Raw genomic sequence first — 14,716 nt, forward strand, 5'->3', positions numbered from 1 at the left:
TCATTCAGATCTGCTATGTAACCGCTGTGCAAAGTTACGTGAATTGTCTGCTTATTTTCCGATCTACCGGGCGGTTACCTGCTGTTCACGTCTTCCGTACCCGGGAGACTGAGGTTAGCATGGCAGCGATTTAATCTTCCACCGTTTCTGAACTATAGTGCCTTTCATGACCCGCCTCGACCTGCTGCTGGTACAGCAACATCTCGCCAGTTCCCGCACCCATGCCCGCAAGCTCATCGACGCCGGGCAGGTTCAGATATCCGATGCCACCGGCAGCCAGTGGCGCACCGCCACTAAGGCCAGCCAGAGCCTGAGCGAAGATACCCAGCTACGCGTGGAAGCGCTACCGGAAGACCAGTACGTTTCCCGCGCCGGTATCAAGCTGGCGGGTATTCTCGACCACACCGGGCTTAACCCTGCCGGCTGGCGGGCCTTGGATGTGGGCTGCTCCACCGGCGGGTTCAGCGATTGTCTGCTGCAACGCGGCGCAGAACTGGTGGTGGGTGTGGATGTGGGGCGCGACCAGCTGGCCCCCGCATTGCGCGAAAATCCTCGTATGCACCTGTTCGAGGGAATCAACGCACGGGATCTCACTGCCGAGCAGATCTCTCCGTGGGGGGAACATGGCTTCGACGCCATCGTGATGGATGTGTCGTTTATTTCCCAGTCGCTTATCTTGCCCCAGCTACCGCCCCTAATGCAGCCGCAAGGACACCTGCTGAGCCTGGTGAAACCCCAGTTTGAAGTTGGCCCAGAGGGGATCGGCAAAGGCGGACTGGTGAAGGACCCCAGCCTCTACGAAGGCGTACAGGCCAAGATCTGCGCCTTGTGTGAAGCCTTGGGCCTGAGCGTACGAGACTATATTGAAAGCCCAATCAAGGGCGGGGACGGCAACCGCGAATTTCTGCTGTGGGCAACCAACGGCAGTTAGGCACACAACACCAGGCCAGAACTCACGCCAGAGCACCAGCCTGGAAACCCGAACCTCAGAATGTTTACTCTGCGTCCAGCTGCTTGTCGGTGCGTGCCGCCATAATAAAGTCGTTCTTGTGCAAACCGCCGGCCTCATGGCTCCACCAGGTAACGGTAACCTTGCCCCACTCGGTCAGCAGTGCCGGGTGGTGGCCCACCTCTTCGGCGATCTCACCCACGCGATTGGTAAACGCCAACGCCTGTTTAAAGTTGCGGAACTTAAACACGCGCTCCAGTTGCATCACACCGTCGCGGGTCATCGGGGTCCAGTCCGGAATTTCGCGGATCAGCGTCGCGAGTTCTTCATCGGATACCAGTGGCGCGTCTGCACGACAGGCCTCGCAGGCTTGGGCTGCCAGCTCAGTCATATCTGACTCCTCTATGCACAGTTCATTATTCGTGAGGGTAGAATCGTGGCACGTGACCACAAATTCAGAATTTGACACTGTAGTCGCCTCAGGAAGCGGAAACAAGATAAGCTCGGTTACACGAAATTGTGTAGGGGTAAAATCCTGCTAACAAGACGACTGTGCTAGTTTTTCAACAGATTCGGTCAAAAGTTCGAGCAACTTTATGAAACAAGTGACTGCGATACTGCTCCTCGCCAGCATACTCTGCGCCTGTGGACCGAAAGATGCGCCAAGCGAGAAATCCAACGCCAACGCCCCAGAGACGCTCGTCGACCAGAGCGTCGCCGAATCGCCCGCCGAAGAAGAAAAACCCAGCCGACGCGCGACCGTCAATGAAGAAACCTTTGAGCGCCTGAGCGCCCAGATGATCGAGCGCATGTGGCAGCTGTTCCCTACCTGGGCAATCAGCAACGGCTACTACAAGGTCGCCAGTGAGCTGCAAGTACCCGACAACCACTATCGTCGGGCGGTGCTGAGCTTTGCGCGGAATTACCTCAACCAATTTTCCGGCTTCGACCCACAGACCCTGAGCGTCGGAGCGCGCACCGATCTTGCACTGATCACCAATTTTCTCAACCAGACCATCTGGAAGCTCACCGAGTTCAAACCCCATGAGTGGAACCCCGCTGATTACAATGTCTCACACGGTTTCGCGCTGATCCTGAATACCGACTACGCACCGCTGGACGAGCGCCTGCGCACCTTCAGCGAACGCCTCACCAAGGTGCCGGCCTACTACGCCGCGGCAGAAAAGACCCTGAAGAATCCCGCCGCTCCGCAGCTGATGTTGGGCATCCAGCAAAACGAGGGTGCCAAGTCTGTGTTTGGCGAGTCGCTGGAAAGCCAGGTCGAAGACAGCGGACTTTCTCCTCGGGAACAGGAACAGTTTTTGGCGCGTTTAAAAGACGCACGCACAGCAATCGATGAGTACGTGGTATTTCTGCAAACACTGCATTCCAAAATGGCGAACGCAGACAGCTTCCGCGACTTCCGTATTGGCGAAGAACAATACGAAAAAAAGTTTGGCTATGACATCCAAATAAGCATGAGCGGCAAGTCCCTATATGGACGTGCGCTGCGTGAAAAAGATCGCCTGCATCTGAAAATGGATGAACTGGCGGATAAACTGTGGCCAAAGTACTTTCCCGATGAAAAACGCCCGCAGGATATTCTGGAAAAAATCCACAAGGTGCTGGAGAAGCTTTCCCTGAATCACGCCACCAAGGAAACCTTCAAGGCAGAGGTTGAAAAACAGATCCCAGAGCTGGTCGCTTTCGTGAAGGAAAAAGACCTGCTGTCATTGGATGAAGAAAAACCATTGGTTGTCCGTACCACCCCGCCCTACATGCGCGGCTTCGCCATTGCCTCAATCAACGCGCCTGGTCCCTACGATAAGGAAGCCAACACCTACTACAACGTGATGCCGGTTGCGGAACTCCCGGACGACCAGGCCGAAAGCTTTCTGCGTGAGTACAACACCTACTTGATGCAAATATTGAATATTCACGAAGCGATCCCCGGCCATTATACACAGCTCGTATATGCCAACCGCTCCCCGAGCCTGATAAAAAATATCCTTGGCAACGGCGCAATGATCGAAGGCTGGGCGGTGTACACCGAGCGCATGATGCTGGAGGCCGGCTACGGTGATTTCGAGCCCGAGCTCTGGATGATGTATTACAAGTGGAACCTGCGCACGGTCATCAATACCCTCCTGGATTACTCCATTCAGGTAAAGGGGATGAGCGAGGCGGAGGCCATGGATATGATGATGAAGCAGGGCTTCCAGCAACAGGCCGAAGCGCAGGGGAAATGGCGTCGCGCAACCCTAAGCCAGGTACAGCTCACTAGCTATTTCGCGGGTTACATGGACATCATGGCGCTGCGGGATGAGATTAAGGGAAAGATGGGTGCGGCATTTGATTTAAAGCAGTTCCATGAGACCTTTTTGAGCTATGGCAATGCGCCGGTACCGGTTATCCGCGAGCTGATGCTGGCAAAGCTGGTCGAGGAACCGCTCGACAAATTGTAAGCCGCAGCTGGTAACACGCGGGCGGCATCAAGACCGCCAGGCATCCACCATCTGCGAGGTATCCTGATAGATGCGAAAGCGCACGATTCGTCCGTTTTCCACTTCAAGAATCTGGCAAGAGCGTATGTCAAAGTGCTGCGGGTGGCCGGCAAAATGGCCGCGTTCGCGACACTCCACATAGGCACCCTTCTCCGTCTCGGTATAAGAAAGCACTTCAAAAGACTCGACTCGGTTGATATCACCAACGATAGAGAAAAAGCGTTTCACCTCATCGAGACCCCGGTAGATACCAAAATGTGGTACCTCATCCGACCCCACCAGTTCCCACACGATCGCCGGGTCCAGCAGTGCGTAGACCCCATCGAGATCGCCGGCTAGGAACGCGTCGTATAGCTGCCTGGCGACATCGCAGTTTCTACCCTGTGGCTGCATAACAGAAGCTCCGCAAAAATGACTGCCGGCGCAACTTTGCCAGCCGGCAATCCAATGTATAGAAGCCGGCGAGCACTAAATCAAAACCAACACCACACTGGCGAGTACACACCACAATACAACCAGCAGCGGCGACACGCGCCAAACTGCCAGCAGGGCCAAGCCGACCAGTGCAACAGCGAGATCTCTGGTGCCCTCAATACCGGAGGTGAAAATGGGGTTATACAGCGCCGCCCCCAGTAAGCCGACCACTGCCGCATTGACGCCAGCGATAACGCGCGCGGCTAACGAGTTGTGGGATACAGAACTCCAGAATGGCAACACGCCAACCACAAGAAGAAAGCCGGGTAAAAACATAAAAATCAGTGCCACTGCCGCCGTCAGCAAGGCACCCGACCCGGATGGAATCAGTGTCCCCAGGTAAGCAGAGAATGCGAACATTGGCCCCGGAATGGCCTGAGCCGCACCGTAACCGGCTAGAAACTGATCCGGGCTCACCCAGCCCTGTGTAACCACAGAATCCTCAAGTAGCGGCAAAACCACATGTCCGCCACCGAACACCAAGGCACCAGCCCGATAAAACGCCTCCGCTACCGACAGCAGGTTCGGCGTTGTGCTGGTAAACAGTGGCAGCGTCAATAGCAACGCCAGAAAGCCGATCAGTGCCATCGCACCGGTGCGATGGCCATACGAAACGGCGATTCCCGGGGTCGCGGTACTACTCCCCGCCTCCCGCAGGAGCAGCACACCGGCAATGCCGCCAAGCAGTATCACCAATAGCTGCACATATGAGGATGAGAACACCAACAACACAGCTGCCGCAGCCACGGCAATTGCGCGCCGCCGGCTATCCGGACAAAGATTTTTAAACATGCTGAGCAGTGCATCGGCAACAACCGCACAGGCCACAAGCTTCAGCCCGTGCACGATGGCGACGCCAACAGGTCCAGACAGAAAAGAGGAAAGCCCCGCGAAGAGGATCAGCAAAAAGACGGAAGGCAGGGTAAAGGCGAGAAAAGCACACATGGCCCCGGGCAAACCGCCCTTGAGTAGCCCGATAGAAAAGCCGAGCTGGCTGCTTGCCGGCCCTGGTAGAAATTGGCTGATCGAAAGCAGCTGGGCAAACTGTGCCTCGTTAAGCCACGCCCTCTTCTCGACGAACTCCTTGCGAAAATATCCCAAATGGGCGATGGGACCGCCAAAAGAGGTGAGCCCCAGCCTCAGGAATACAGTGAAAATTTCAGATGCACTGCGTCTACTCTCTTCGTTTCCAGCCATATGCTCTGCTTAAGAAATGTATGTGGGCAGAAATGATATCGCCCCACGAACGCATTGTATCCATCCCGCGCAAACTGGCAGTGCCACCTCAGCCGCCCATTTATTTACAGCTGCTATCTACAGCTGCTATCTACAGCTGCATAAGTGCAACCGCATCAAGCTACCGGTTATAAAACGCAACCGCATTGTCACAGAGCACTCGATTCGCCGCCGTTTCACCCAGGGTCTCCTGAATCACCGCAATATCATTCGCACAAAAAGGTTTTGGCGCCCGGGTTCCGGGGAGGTCAGTGCCAAACATCAGGCTCGCAGGGTTGGCATCATAAATCGCAGACAGCGCCTGCCGGGGATCGAAATTGACCCGCCCAAACCCTGTCGCTTTCACTTTTACACCGCGCTCAGCCAATTTGATCACCCACGGCAATCCAGCCTTGCTTAACCCCAGGTGGTCAATGGAAACAGACGGCAAGGCCACCAGGGTGTCATAGAGTGGCTCGATTTCTCTGGCATCGATATACAGCTCAACATGCCACTTCACCAGCTCATAGACCCGCGCAGCGAATGATGCCAAGTTTTCCACAGTCTCCGAGCCACCGCGCATTAGGTTAAAACGCACACCGCGCACCCCCGCACAATTCAGTGCAATGATGTCTTCATCACTGGCGGAAAAGCGTAATTGCGTAACACCGAAAAAGCCCTCTCCGAGCTTGTGCAAGGAATCCAGTAAATAACTCTGGTCTTGCTTCTGAAATGAACCGGAAACCACCACACCGCCCTGCACATCATAGGCCTCCAGCGCCGTACGATAATCCGCCACAGAAAAGCAATCTGGCAGAAATCCATTGTTCTCATACAGAGGGTAACCAGCCGGGATGATATGCAGGTGGCTATCAAAGATTCGGGCACCACGATGTGCGCTGTGATCTCGTCTGTGCATTGGTTATTAGCCACCTCGCATATCTATCCATTAGACAGAAGAGCGGCGATAGAGCATCAATTGTCGCTAGGCCACAATCAGACTGGCGATCTGCTGTTCGGCTTCCGCCAGTGCCTGCTGCTTGGCATCTTCGCCCATGTTCAGGCCTTCAGCGTACACAAACTCCAGGCTGGTAATTCCCAACAGGCCAAAAAACTGACGCAGGAAGGGGGCTTGGTAGTCCTGCCCAGCGGCATGATACACGCCGCCGCGGGCGGCAAGGATGTATACCGGCTTGTCCTGCAACAAGCCCACAGGGCCGGTTTCGGTGTACTTAAAGCTCACCCCAGCGCGGGCCAGATGGTCAAGCCACGCTTTCAGCTGCGAGGGCACGCCGAAGTTGTACATGGGTACGGCCAGCACAATGGCGTCCGCACTGGTCACTTCCGCGAGCAGTTCATCGGCGTAGTCGAGCACAGCCTGCTGCTCGACCGTACGTCCATCGGGTGCCGAAAAGAGCGCACCGATACGGCTGGCATCTAGGTGCGGCACCGGATGCGCGGACAGATCGCGCTCGGCCACCTCAGCATCCGGGTACTGGTCACGCCAGTTTTGGACAAATTTCTCAGCCAGCATGGAAGATTGACCGCCCCCGGCAAATACGCTGCTTTTTACGACTAAAAGGTTCATTTTTTGATCCTCGAAACTGTTGGATTTGATGAACCCAGTATCCGGCGGATCGGCACATAAAAAAAACGCAAATATCTGAACCGTTTGTTCGAAAAAATCGAGGAATCGGTGCTCGGGCAGATCAACAGGAAGATTTTGGGCAGCTGACCATAGCGCCAAAGACCGGGAAGCGCCCTTATATACCAGCGAATCCGCCTCTAGCGGAGCGGCGATAAGGCCGGCGTCAGCTCCAGCGCTGGACCGCTTCGACCGAGTCAAAAGGAAGAGAATTAAACGCAATCGCCGCGTTAGGTGCGTGCTGATGGATCAGGTTGATCACCTTTTCGAACAGGAGAAAGTGATCAGGGTCGGTCCGGACCCCGGCACCGACGAGGACAACATCGGGGTTCACCTTTTGCAAAGCCTCTGTTACCTGAGCCTCCGCGGTGTCGCCCGTGTCGGTTAAGCACCAATGGGCGTCATAGCCACTTTGGGTGAGCTCCTCCAGTACCCGCTGGAAAGCGGATTCTAGCTTCTCTTTGGACAACTCCGGCCACTTCTCGTAATCAACGACGTCTGCCCGTAAACCAATCAACACAACACGTTTCATTCTTGCTCTCCTGAAGGGGTGCTCGCTAAGCGCGCAGCGATATTCCAATATTAGCCGGCCAATAGCAGTGACTCGTCGCCGGCATCCCTATTTCGGCTTACCCCGCGAGAATAACTGCGCAACCACATCGCGCCCCGACCAGCCCTGCCAAAGCGCGACAAGAGCAATTACTGACGCGACAACAAGCATTACCCACTCTCGATGCACGAAATGAGTACCAACAGCGCCCAGCATAAAGCCTGCCAAACATAGCGAGGCTAGCGCGGAAAACCGGGGAATCAACAGACCAATGGCACCTATAATCTCAACCACCCCGACAAGGTACATAAAATAAATTGGATACTGCCATCGTGCAAAGGCATCAACCTCGAATTGCAATGACAGCAACTTCGCCATGCCCGAAGCAAAGAAAATCAGGGCGAGAACATACACCGAAATACGCATGTTTATAAGATCACCTTATTAAGCACTAATAACCACGACGCTGAACGTAACAAAGACAATACAAAGCAATGCAAGAAATTTTCCATGCAAGACCGCGCGCGCCATGATCTATCTCATTACGGGCGCAACGCTGCTTTGCGACGCGTTATAGCGCGCAAGCAGATAAAGCGTCACGATGCCAGGAGCAACAATTGCCTGCAGCGAAAAGAAAATCAGCGTGATCCAATCGCTCGCATAAACCGCTTCGCCCTGCTGAATTAACCACTGGTTACCCAGGGGGCCTGAGGAGAAAACGATTGCCGTGACAAGGTTCCAGCCAAGATGCAAGCCGACAGGCGCATACAGGGATCTGGTTTTTGCATAGGCAAACGCAAACATCCACCCGCCCATGCCGGTAACCAAGAAAATATATATCATCAGCACAAGACGGGCGCCGAAAACCTCATAGCTGAACCAATGATAGATACCAAAAATCACGGAGCTGAGTAGGCATGCCTTAATCACCCCAATATACCGGATCAGCAGGTATAGCATGGCCCCACGAAAAACGAGTTCTTCAAACAGTACCGATCTAACTATCCAAAAAGATCCTCCGAAAAAATCCAGCAATCGGTATTCAGGATTGATTACATAGGTAACTTGCTTGAAGTGTGCTTGCCAGGTGAAGTTAATAATCGCTATAGCAGCCATAAACCCCAGGCCAAGCAAAAGCTCGCCCCAGCGCTTCAATGTTGGTGTAATTCCCAGAACGGTAATTGACTCGCCAGCCAAGCGACGCAGGAGGACCCAAGACAACAGAAATGCTACAAACAATCCAAACATGACACTTTCCTTACGAACCCTGCCCTATAATTTGACCTCAATTTAGTAGCAGGTCTGACCCTATGGGAATGAACTTGGTGGCAGCGGATATCAATGAGTTGGCAGTTAACGCTTCGACACCGTAAACCTCAACCGCGGACTTATGCACCGAGATGATTCTTTCTGCCAGCAGATCGAAGTCACCGTCGCCTGATACAAGAACCACAGTATCACTTGACCTCGCATACTCCATTGCATCTAACGTAATCCCCACATCCCAATCGCCCTTTGCGGAACCATCAGACCGTTGGATATAGGGCTTTAATTTAACCTCAAAGCCGATTGCACGAAGTATGTTTTGAAACTGCTTTTGCTTCTCATCGGAACGATCTATCGCATACGCCACGGCATGCACGACTTTCCGGTTATTCGTGACCTTCGACCAAAACTTGTTGTAATCGAAGTTTCGGCCATAGGTTTGCCTGGTCGTATAATAAACGTTTTGCACGTCTACCAATATGGATACTGACTCCATCGATACTTAGCTCTTAGGTGGAGATTACATAGTGCCGCGGTTTGCTCTCTTGTATTTTGCCTGGTACTCGCGGCGCTGTTTGGTAACTTCATAAAGTACAATTCCTGACGTTGTTCCGAGGTTCAGGCTCTCAATCATTCCGAACATTGGTATAGATACACAGAATGCACTATTTTCAACGGCAAGATCGCTAACACCTCTAGATTCGTTACCAAACCAAACAGCCAATTTGGGCTGTGTATAATCGGCCTCATGCAAAATAAAGTTGTCTTTTCCTTTCACGTGAGGCGAAGTGACAATGGAGGTAAACCCGTTCTTTGCCAAATGCGCGAGACATTCTTCGGTGCTATCAAAACGCTTTACGAAGCTCCATTTGATTGCAGAAACAGACGGTTTTGACAGCGACTTCCTTTCTCTCATTTCCTGCCAATCGTCGGGCAATGCATTGCGCGGGTCAACGATGTACGTTTTTTCGACACCTAATGCATTGACGTTTCTAATGACGGTTCCAATATTCTTCATATCCATTGGATATTCGAGAACAGCTATCAGGTTTTTACAGCGATAAGGCTTGATTTCATCGGCCCTTTTTCGAGCATCGCTTTTATCAACTTCCATTTTCTCACGGGTCCCAGATAGTTTATTTACACCACACAGCCTTATCCACAAGCCATGGTCATTTGCTGTAAATGGCTTCTACGCACAAAAGCGATCTAAGACTACAGAAGTATTCTCTTTTAAATCAGAGAGTTAGCATCCACGTGGAATTGAGAGCGCTTACAAAACAAGCCTATGGCAGTTTACCCTAGGATAATAAGGCTCGTTTTTGTTATTCACAGTCTTACAAGTCAACCGATTACCCTACTTCAAACTGGCAACACAAGCCACAGGCTGCTGGAACGATTGACTCATGGCTATATGTACAAGATATGCATTGAAAGGGTTGTGGACCTCACATTTTCCTGGCCGGTGCGTTCGCGACTAGCCTGATTTTATTCAAGCAATATGAGCGCAGAATGGAAAAATTGGCATCCACTTAGCAACTGGCGCTTGGCATGTTACATAGCACACCCTTGAATTCGCAGGTGTGCCTGTAAATAGAAGGTTACCTCCCCTGGTGGCGACGAGCGACGCCCAGGTCCCGATCCGTCCCGGGCAGCCTTGATCTGACAATTCTCGCCGTGCGCTATCAGGCAGATTTCTCCTTAGTCACGGCATGCGGCCCGCTATACCAGAACTCATAGAAGTCTTCGGTAACGCGCTGCTCGATCTCATGTGCCTGTTCGCGCGGGCAAAATATGGTAATGCTGACAACATCGTGCCCATGTTCGTTGGTGGCAATGCTTACTTTGGGATCGGTGCCTGCCAGTTCTACACCGGTGCGGTGCTCAATCATCTGGCAGTAGCGCGCTGCGACGTCGATGAAGCTTTCGCTGTACTCCAAAATACGGTCCTCCAGGAAGCGCTTGGCTGCGAACGGGTTGCCGCCTTTGTTTTCTCTGATGATTGAGAAGCTGTGCTCGATATAACGACGCATAAAGTTCAGGTTTTTTACCGGCTTGGTAAAGAACACATTATTCGGCATATACAGCGTGATGCCGGTGTACCCATTGCCCAGTCCATGCGGGTCAATTTCCAGCAGCGTAGTACTCAGCCAGTCGCTATCAATGACCTCACCAAACTGATCGCCAACCTTGATCCAGTCTCCCACCTGGAACGAGCGCATACTGGCCTGATAAATTTTTCCAACGAGGCTTTGCACCAGTTCTCTCAATGCAAAAACGATCGCCACCGAAAATGCAGCGATAGAAAGTGCGAACTCACGGATTTCCGGTGCCCACACGATAATGACACCAATGACCAACAACAGGTTACTGAGGTTGTGAACGGTGTTGATTCGGCGTCGACGGCTCTGTTTTTCCCACTGTTTTTGGCGGGAGAAAATCCAGCTCAAGGAAAATCTCAGCAGCAGGATCACCAAGACGACCAGCGCGGTGACAATCAGTTTGTTCTGCAGTAGTTCCTGCAGCACGGCGAGTACATTCATAGTTTGGCCAAACAAAAAATAAAACTAAGTTAAGTCGTCGCGCCTGGCCGTGGTACGGCGTGCGCTAGATATTTACTATTTACCCAGGGACAAAAAACGGCGCCCTGAGGCGCCGTTTTCACGAAAGCGGAGAACTTGTTACAGCCTACACGCTACCCTCTTCGATTTTGTGCTTCCAGATAACCGGGCCGGTGTTATGAACCGATTCGCCCTGGCTATCTACCGCTACGGTTACCGGCATGTCTTCCACTTCAAATTCATAGATTGCTTCCATACCCAGTTCAGGGAAGGCGATGACCTTGGCGTCTTTGATCGCCTGTGCAACCAGGTACGCAGCACCACCAACGGCCATCAGGTATACCGCTTTGTTATCGCGGATAGCTTCGATGGCGGTTGGGCCCCGTTCCGCCTTGCCGATCATGCCCAGCAGGCCGGTTTCTTCCAGCATGGTGCGGGTGAATTTATCCATACGGGTTGCGGTCGTGGGGCCCGCTGGGCCAACGACTTCTTCGCGCACCGGATCAACCGGGCCTACGTAATAGATAAAGCGGCCAGTCAAATCCACCGGCAGTTTCTCACCCTTGGCGAGGATGTCTACCATTTTCTTGTGTGCCGCATCGCGGCCGGTCAACATCTTGCCATTGAGTAGCAAGGTGTCACCTGGTTGCCATTCCAGCACGTCTTCCGCGGTCACCTCATCCAGGTTTACCCGGCGAGTGTTGCCGCCCGCGGCACGGGTGATTTCCGGCCAGTCTTCCAACTTCGGCGGGGTCTGGCGCGCAGCACCGGAACCATCCAGGGTGAAGTGGGTGTGACGGGTCGCCGCGCAGTTCGGGATAATGGCAACCGCTTTGTTCGCCGCATGGGTCGGGAAGTCTTTCACCTTCACATCCAGCACCGTGGTGAGGCCACCCAGGCCCTGCGCACCGATGCCCAGCTTGTTGACCTTGTCGAACAGTTCCAGGCGCAATTCTTCCGCACGGTTAGAGGCACCGCGCTCCTGCAGGTCCTGAATATCGATCGGGTCAAGCAGGGATTCTTTTGCCAACAGCATGGCCTTCTCGGCAGTACCGCCAACACCAATACCCAGCATGCCGGGCGGACACCAGCCCGCGCCCATCTTGGGCACCATTTCCAGTACCCAGTCCACCACGGAGTCGGACGGATTCAACATGGCGAATTTGCTCTTCGCCTCACTGCCGCCGCCCTTGGCCGCCACATAGACGTCGACATTGTCACCGGGGACGATTTCGTAGTGAATGACCGCCGGGGTGTTGTCACCGGTGTTCTTACGGGCACCGTCCGGGTCTTCCAGAATGGAAGCACGCAAGACATTATCAGGGTTGTTGTAAGCGCGACGCACACCCTCGTTGACCATGTCGGTCACGCTCATGTCCGCGTCCCACTGCACATTCATACCCACTTTCAGCTTCACCGTCACAATGCCGGTGTCCTGACAGATGGGGCGGTGGCCCTGGGCACACATGCGGGAATTAATCAGGATCTGAGCCATGGCGTCTTTCGCCGCCGGGTTGGCTTCCTTTTCGTAAGCCTGGTTCAGGGCCTGGATAAAATCCTGTGGGTGATAATAGGAAATGAACTGCAGCGCGTCGGCCACGCTGTCGATCAGGTCGTCCTGGCGGATAATCGTCATTGCCGGCTCCGGTTGTCGTCTCGTCTCGAAGGCGGCGATTTTACACGAATTATCTTCGCGTGTTGGATAGGACGCAGGTAGGAGATGCTAGAGCCAAATAAATTTTCAGCCCGACGGAATCATTCAAACAAGAATGAGAACGATTAGCGGCGAAAACCTTCACCGCTAATCGCAGTTTGCTGCAACGACCTCAGATCAGGGCGCTGAGGCGGTGCTGGAGCTGGACTGCAGACTGCGGATGGCGTCGCGCAGCTGAACCAGATCCTTATTAACGGTACGGCGGTAGCTGTCGATGGACTCCACCGCTTCTTCGTTCGCGCCCACACGCGCGGTCAGGTCCGCACGCACAGAATTCAGCTGACGCTCCAGGCTGGCCACCTTGTCCTTCGTTTCCCGCGAAGCATTGACGGTAGACGCCTTCAGAGTCGCGATTTCGGATTCCAACCCGGCCAGTTTCTTGACCGTGCTCTCAACACTGCTGACCTTCTTGGCCAGAGCACTGACCTGTTTCGAGGCCGCTGCCGCAGAGGCTTTGTTGGCAGCAATGCTCTTGCGGTTGGTATCGTACGAAACGCCCCACAGCTTGCGGATTTCGGAGGCGTTTTCTTTGACCTTGGCGTTCAGGACCTCCACCGACGCGGCAGACTCCTCGCCAGACATTTCAAAGCGCTTTTCCAGCTGCACGATACGGGCATCGGCATCTTTCAGCTGCGCCACTGTGGCTTGCCACTGGGTATACAGGAAGCCCGCACCACCGAGACCGGCCAATGCCAGCATCAGCGCAACGATGGCGAGAAACGAAGAGCCACCACCGCCACTGGTTTCTTCTGCTGGTGCAGAGGGCGCAGCCGGCTGGGCAGGGGCGTGACGACGGCCACCAATGGGACCGTTCGGGATCTGAGGGTCCATAGAGGATGAACTGTTGCCATCAAATGTGGGCTCTCTGCGTTGCATGCTGTTGTCCTGCGTTGGCTCGGCCTGGTCGACCGAATATAAAGATGAAAACTGCGGCAGTTATACCAAAAATTGACGAAAAAGTAAGCGGGTCCAGTTATCAGAATAGGACATACCTAAAGGAAAACCCCGCCGTCGCACAAACCACGACTATGCCGTCATAGAGGCTCAACCGCAGTGGATTGACCTATTCACAGCAAAATCGTCGTGTGTTAGACCGCAAATGCAGTCTTTTGACCTGCCCGATGGCTTAATAATGACATCAAGCAGGTGTAGAATGCGGCCCATCAATAACTGACCTACTACCGCACTTGGGTCGGTATGGGTCCCAGACAAAGGAAGGAATATCACATGGCACACGTTCTGCCCGAACTCCCCTATGCTATGGATGCGCTGCAGCCGCACATCTCCCAGGAAACCCTGGAGTACCACTACGGCAAGCACCACAAGACCTACGTCGACAAGCTGAACGGCCTGCTGGACGGCACCCCGGAAGCCGACAAGTCTCTGGAAGAAGTGATCAAGTCCTCCTCTGGTGGTGTATTCAACAACGCTGCCCAGATCTGGAACCACACCTTCTACTGGAACTGCCTGAGCCCTAACGGCGGTGGCGCAGCTACCGGCGCCGTGGCGGAAGCCATCAATGCGGCCTTCGGTTCCTTCGACAAGTTCAAAGAAGAATTCACTGCGAGCGCTGTGAATAACTTCGGCTCTGGCTGGACCTGGCTGGTGAAGAAGTCCGACGGCTCCGTTGCCATCGTGAACACCTCCAACGCCGAAACCCCGCTGACCGACAGCAGCGTTACCCCGCTGCTGACCTGCGACGTGTGGGAACACGCTTACTACATCGACTACCGCAACGCGCGTCCGAAGTACATGGAAGCGTTCTGGGCACTGCTGAACTGGGACTTCGTGAACCAGAACTTTGCCTGATCACTGCTAGCTCAGTGACGCCAAAAGCG

At 53.9% G+C, this 14,716-nt stretch carries 16 protein-coding genes; 3 read left to right on the forward strand and 13 right to left on the reverse strand.

Annotation, left to right across the window (positions count from 1 at the left end):
• The first annotated feature begins 166 nt into the window (after positions 1–166).
• Entirely contained in the window at positions 167–931 is a 765-nt protein-coding gene (locus AS89_RS0105945; protein WP_010131533.1) for a TlyA family RNA methyltransferase, read from the forward strand.
• Positions 932–995: 64 nt separating this feature from the next.
• On the opposite strand, the gene AS89_RS0105950 is transcribed toward AS89_RS0105945, so the two are convergent.
• Complete coding sequence (locus AS89_RS0105950) at positions 996–1,340, reverse strand: 4a-hydroxytetrahydrobiopterin dehydratase (RefSeq protein ID WP_010131534.1); 345 nt, start codon at positions 1,338–1,340, stop codon at positions 996–998.
• 205 nt (positions 1,341–1,545) lie between these two features.
• Here AS89_RS0105950 and AS89_RS0105955 point away from each other — a divergent pair, with 205 nt between their 5' ends.
• On the forward strand, positions 1,546–3,414 hold the full coding sequence (locus tag AS89_RS0105955) for a DUF885 domain-containing protein (RefSeq protein WP_010131535.1): 1,869 nt from the start codon (positions 1,546–1,548) through the stop codon (positions 3,412–3,414).
• A 27-nt stretch (positions 3,415–3,441) separates the two neighbouring features.
• Here the strand turns inward: AS89_RS0105955 and AS89_RS0105960 are convergent, their stop codons facing one another.
• The 12 genes from AS89_RS0105960 to AS89_RS0106015 form a co-directional block, all read right to left on the reverse strand.
• Positions 3,442–3,846 carry a nuclear transport factor 2 family protein gene (locus AS89_RS0105960; RefSeq protein ID WP_010131536.1) on the reverse strand — a complete coding sequence of 135 codons (405 nt, stop codon included), beginning with the start codon at positions 3,844–3,846 and terminating at the stop codon, positions 3,442–3,444.
• Positions 3,847–3,921: 75 nt separating this feature from the next.
• Positions 3,922–5,124, reverse strand: a complete 1,203-nt coding sequence (gene chrA / locus AS89_RS0105965; protein WP_010131538.1) for a chromate efflux transporter — start codon at positions 5,122–5,124, stop codon at positions 3,922–3,924.
• 160 nt (positions 5,125–5,284) lie between these two features.
• Positions 5,285–6,061 (reverse strand): amidohydrolase family protein, encoded by a 777-nt coding sequence (locus AS89_RS0105970; protein ID WP_010131539.1) that lies wholly within the window; start codon positions 6,059–6,061, stop codon positions 5,285–5,287.
• A 66-nt stretch (positions 6,062–6,127) separates the two neighbouring features.
• Positions 6,128–6,730 carry an FMN-dependent NADH-azoreductase gene (locus tag AS89_RS0105975; RefSeq protein WP_010131540.1) on the reverse strand — a complete coding sequence of 201 codons (603 nt, stop codon included), beginning with the start codon at positions 6,728–6,730 and terminating at the stop codon, positions 6,128–6,130.
• 223 nt (positions 6,731–6,953) lie between these two features.
• Entirely contained in the window at positions 6,954–7,319 is a 366-nt protein-coding gene (locus tag AS89_RS0105980) for a hypothetical protein (RefSeq protein ID WP_010131541.1), read from the reverse strand.
• 87 nt (positions 7,320–7,406) lie between these two features.
• The gene (locus AS89_RS0105985) at positions 7,407–7,763 is read right to left on the reverse strand and encodes a DoxX family protein (RefSeq protein ID WP_010131542.1); all 357 of its coding nucleotides are present in this window, start codon (positions 7,761–7,763) and stop codon (positions 7,407–7,409) included.
• A 108-nt stretch (positions 7,764–7,871) separates the two neighbouring features.
• A complete protein-coding gene (locus AS89_RS17020) occupies positions 7,872–8,585 on the reverse strand; it encodes a CPBP family intramembrane glutamic endopeptidase (RefSeq protein ID WP_010131543.1) in 714 nt (237 codons plus the stop codon).
• Positions 8,586–8,622: 37 nt separating this feature from the next.
• A complete protein-coding gene (locus AS89_RS0105995) occupies positions 8,623–9,099 on the reverse strand; it encodes a LabA-like NYN domain-containing protein (protein WP_010131544.1) in 477 nt (158 codons plus the stop codon).
• A gap of 24 nt (positions 9,100–9,123) precedes the next feature.
• Positions 9,124–9,717, reverse strand: coding sequence for a TrmH family RNA methyltransferase (locus AS89_RS0106000; RefSeq protein WP_010131545.1), 594 nt, complete (start codon positions 9,715–9,717; stop codon positions 9,124–9,126).
• A gap of 571 nt (positions 9,718–10,288) precedes the next feature.
• Complete coding sequence (locus tag AS89_RS0106005) at positions 10,289–11,146, reverse strand: mechanosensitive ion channel family protein (protein ID WP_010131546.1); 858 nt, start codon at positions 11,144–11,146, stop codon at positions 10,289–10,291.
• A gap of 145 nt (positions 11,147–11,291) precedes the next feature.
• A complete protein-coding gene (locus AS89_RS0106010) occupies positions 11,292–12,800 on the reverse strand; it encodes a fumarate hydratase (RefSeq protein WP_010131547.1) in 1,509 nt (502 codons plus the stop codon).
• A gap of 195 nt (positions 12,801–12,995) precedes the next feature.
• Entirely contained in the window at positions 12,996–13,754 is a 759-nt protein-coding gene (locus AS89_RS0106015) for a hypothetical protein (protein ID WP_010131549.1), read from the reverse strand.
• A gap of 351 nt (positions 13,755–14,105) precedes the next feature.
• On the opposite strand from AS89_RS0106015, the gene AS89_RS0106020 reads away from it, so the two are divergent.
• The gene (locus AS89_RS0106020) at positions 14,106–14,687 is read left to right on the forward strand and encodes a superoxide dismutase (RefSeq protein WP_010131551.1); all 582 of its coding nucleotides are present in this window, start codon (positions 14,106–14,108) and stop codon (positions 14,685–14,687) included.
• The last annotated feature ends 29 nt before the right edge of the window (positions 14,688–14,716 follow it).

The sequence above is a fragment of the Microbulbifer agarilyticus S89 genome (genome assembly GCF_000220505.1).
Taxonomy (GTDB): Bacteria; Pseudomonadota; Gammaproteobacteria; order Pseudomonadales; family Cellvibrionaceae; genus Microbulbifer; species Microbulbifer agarilyticus_B.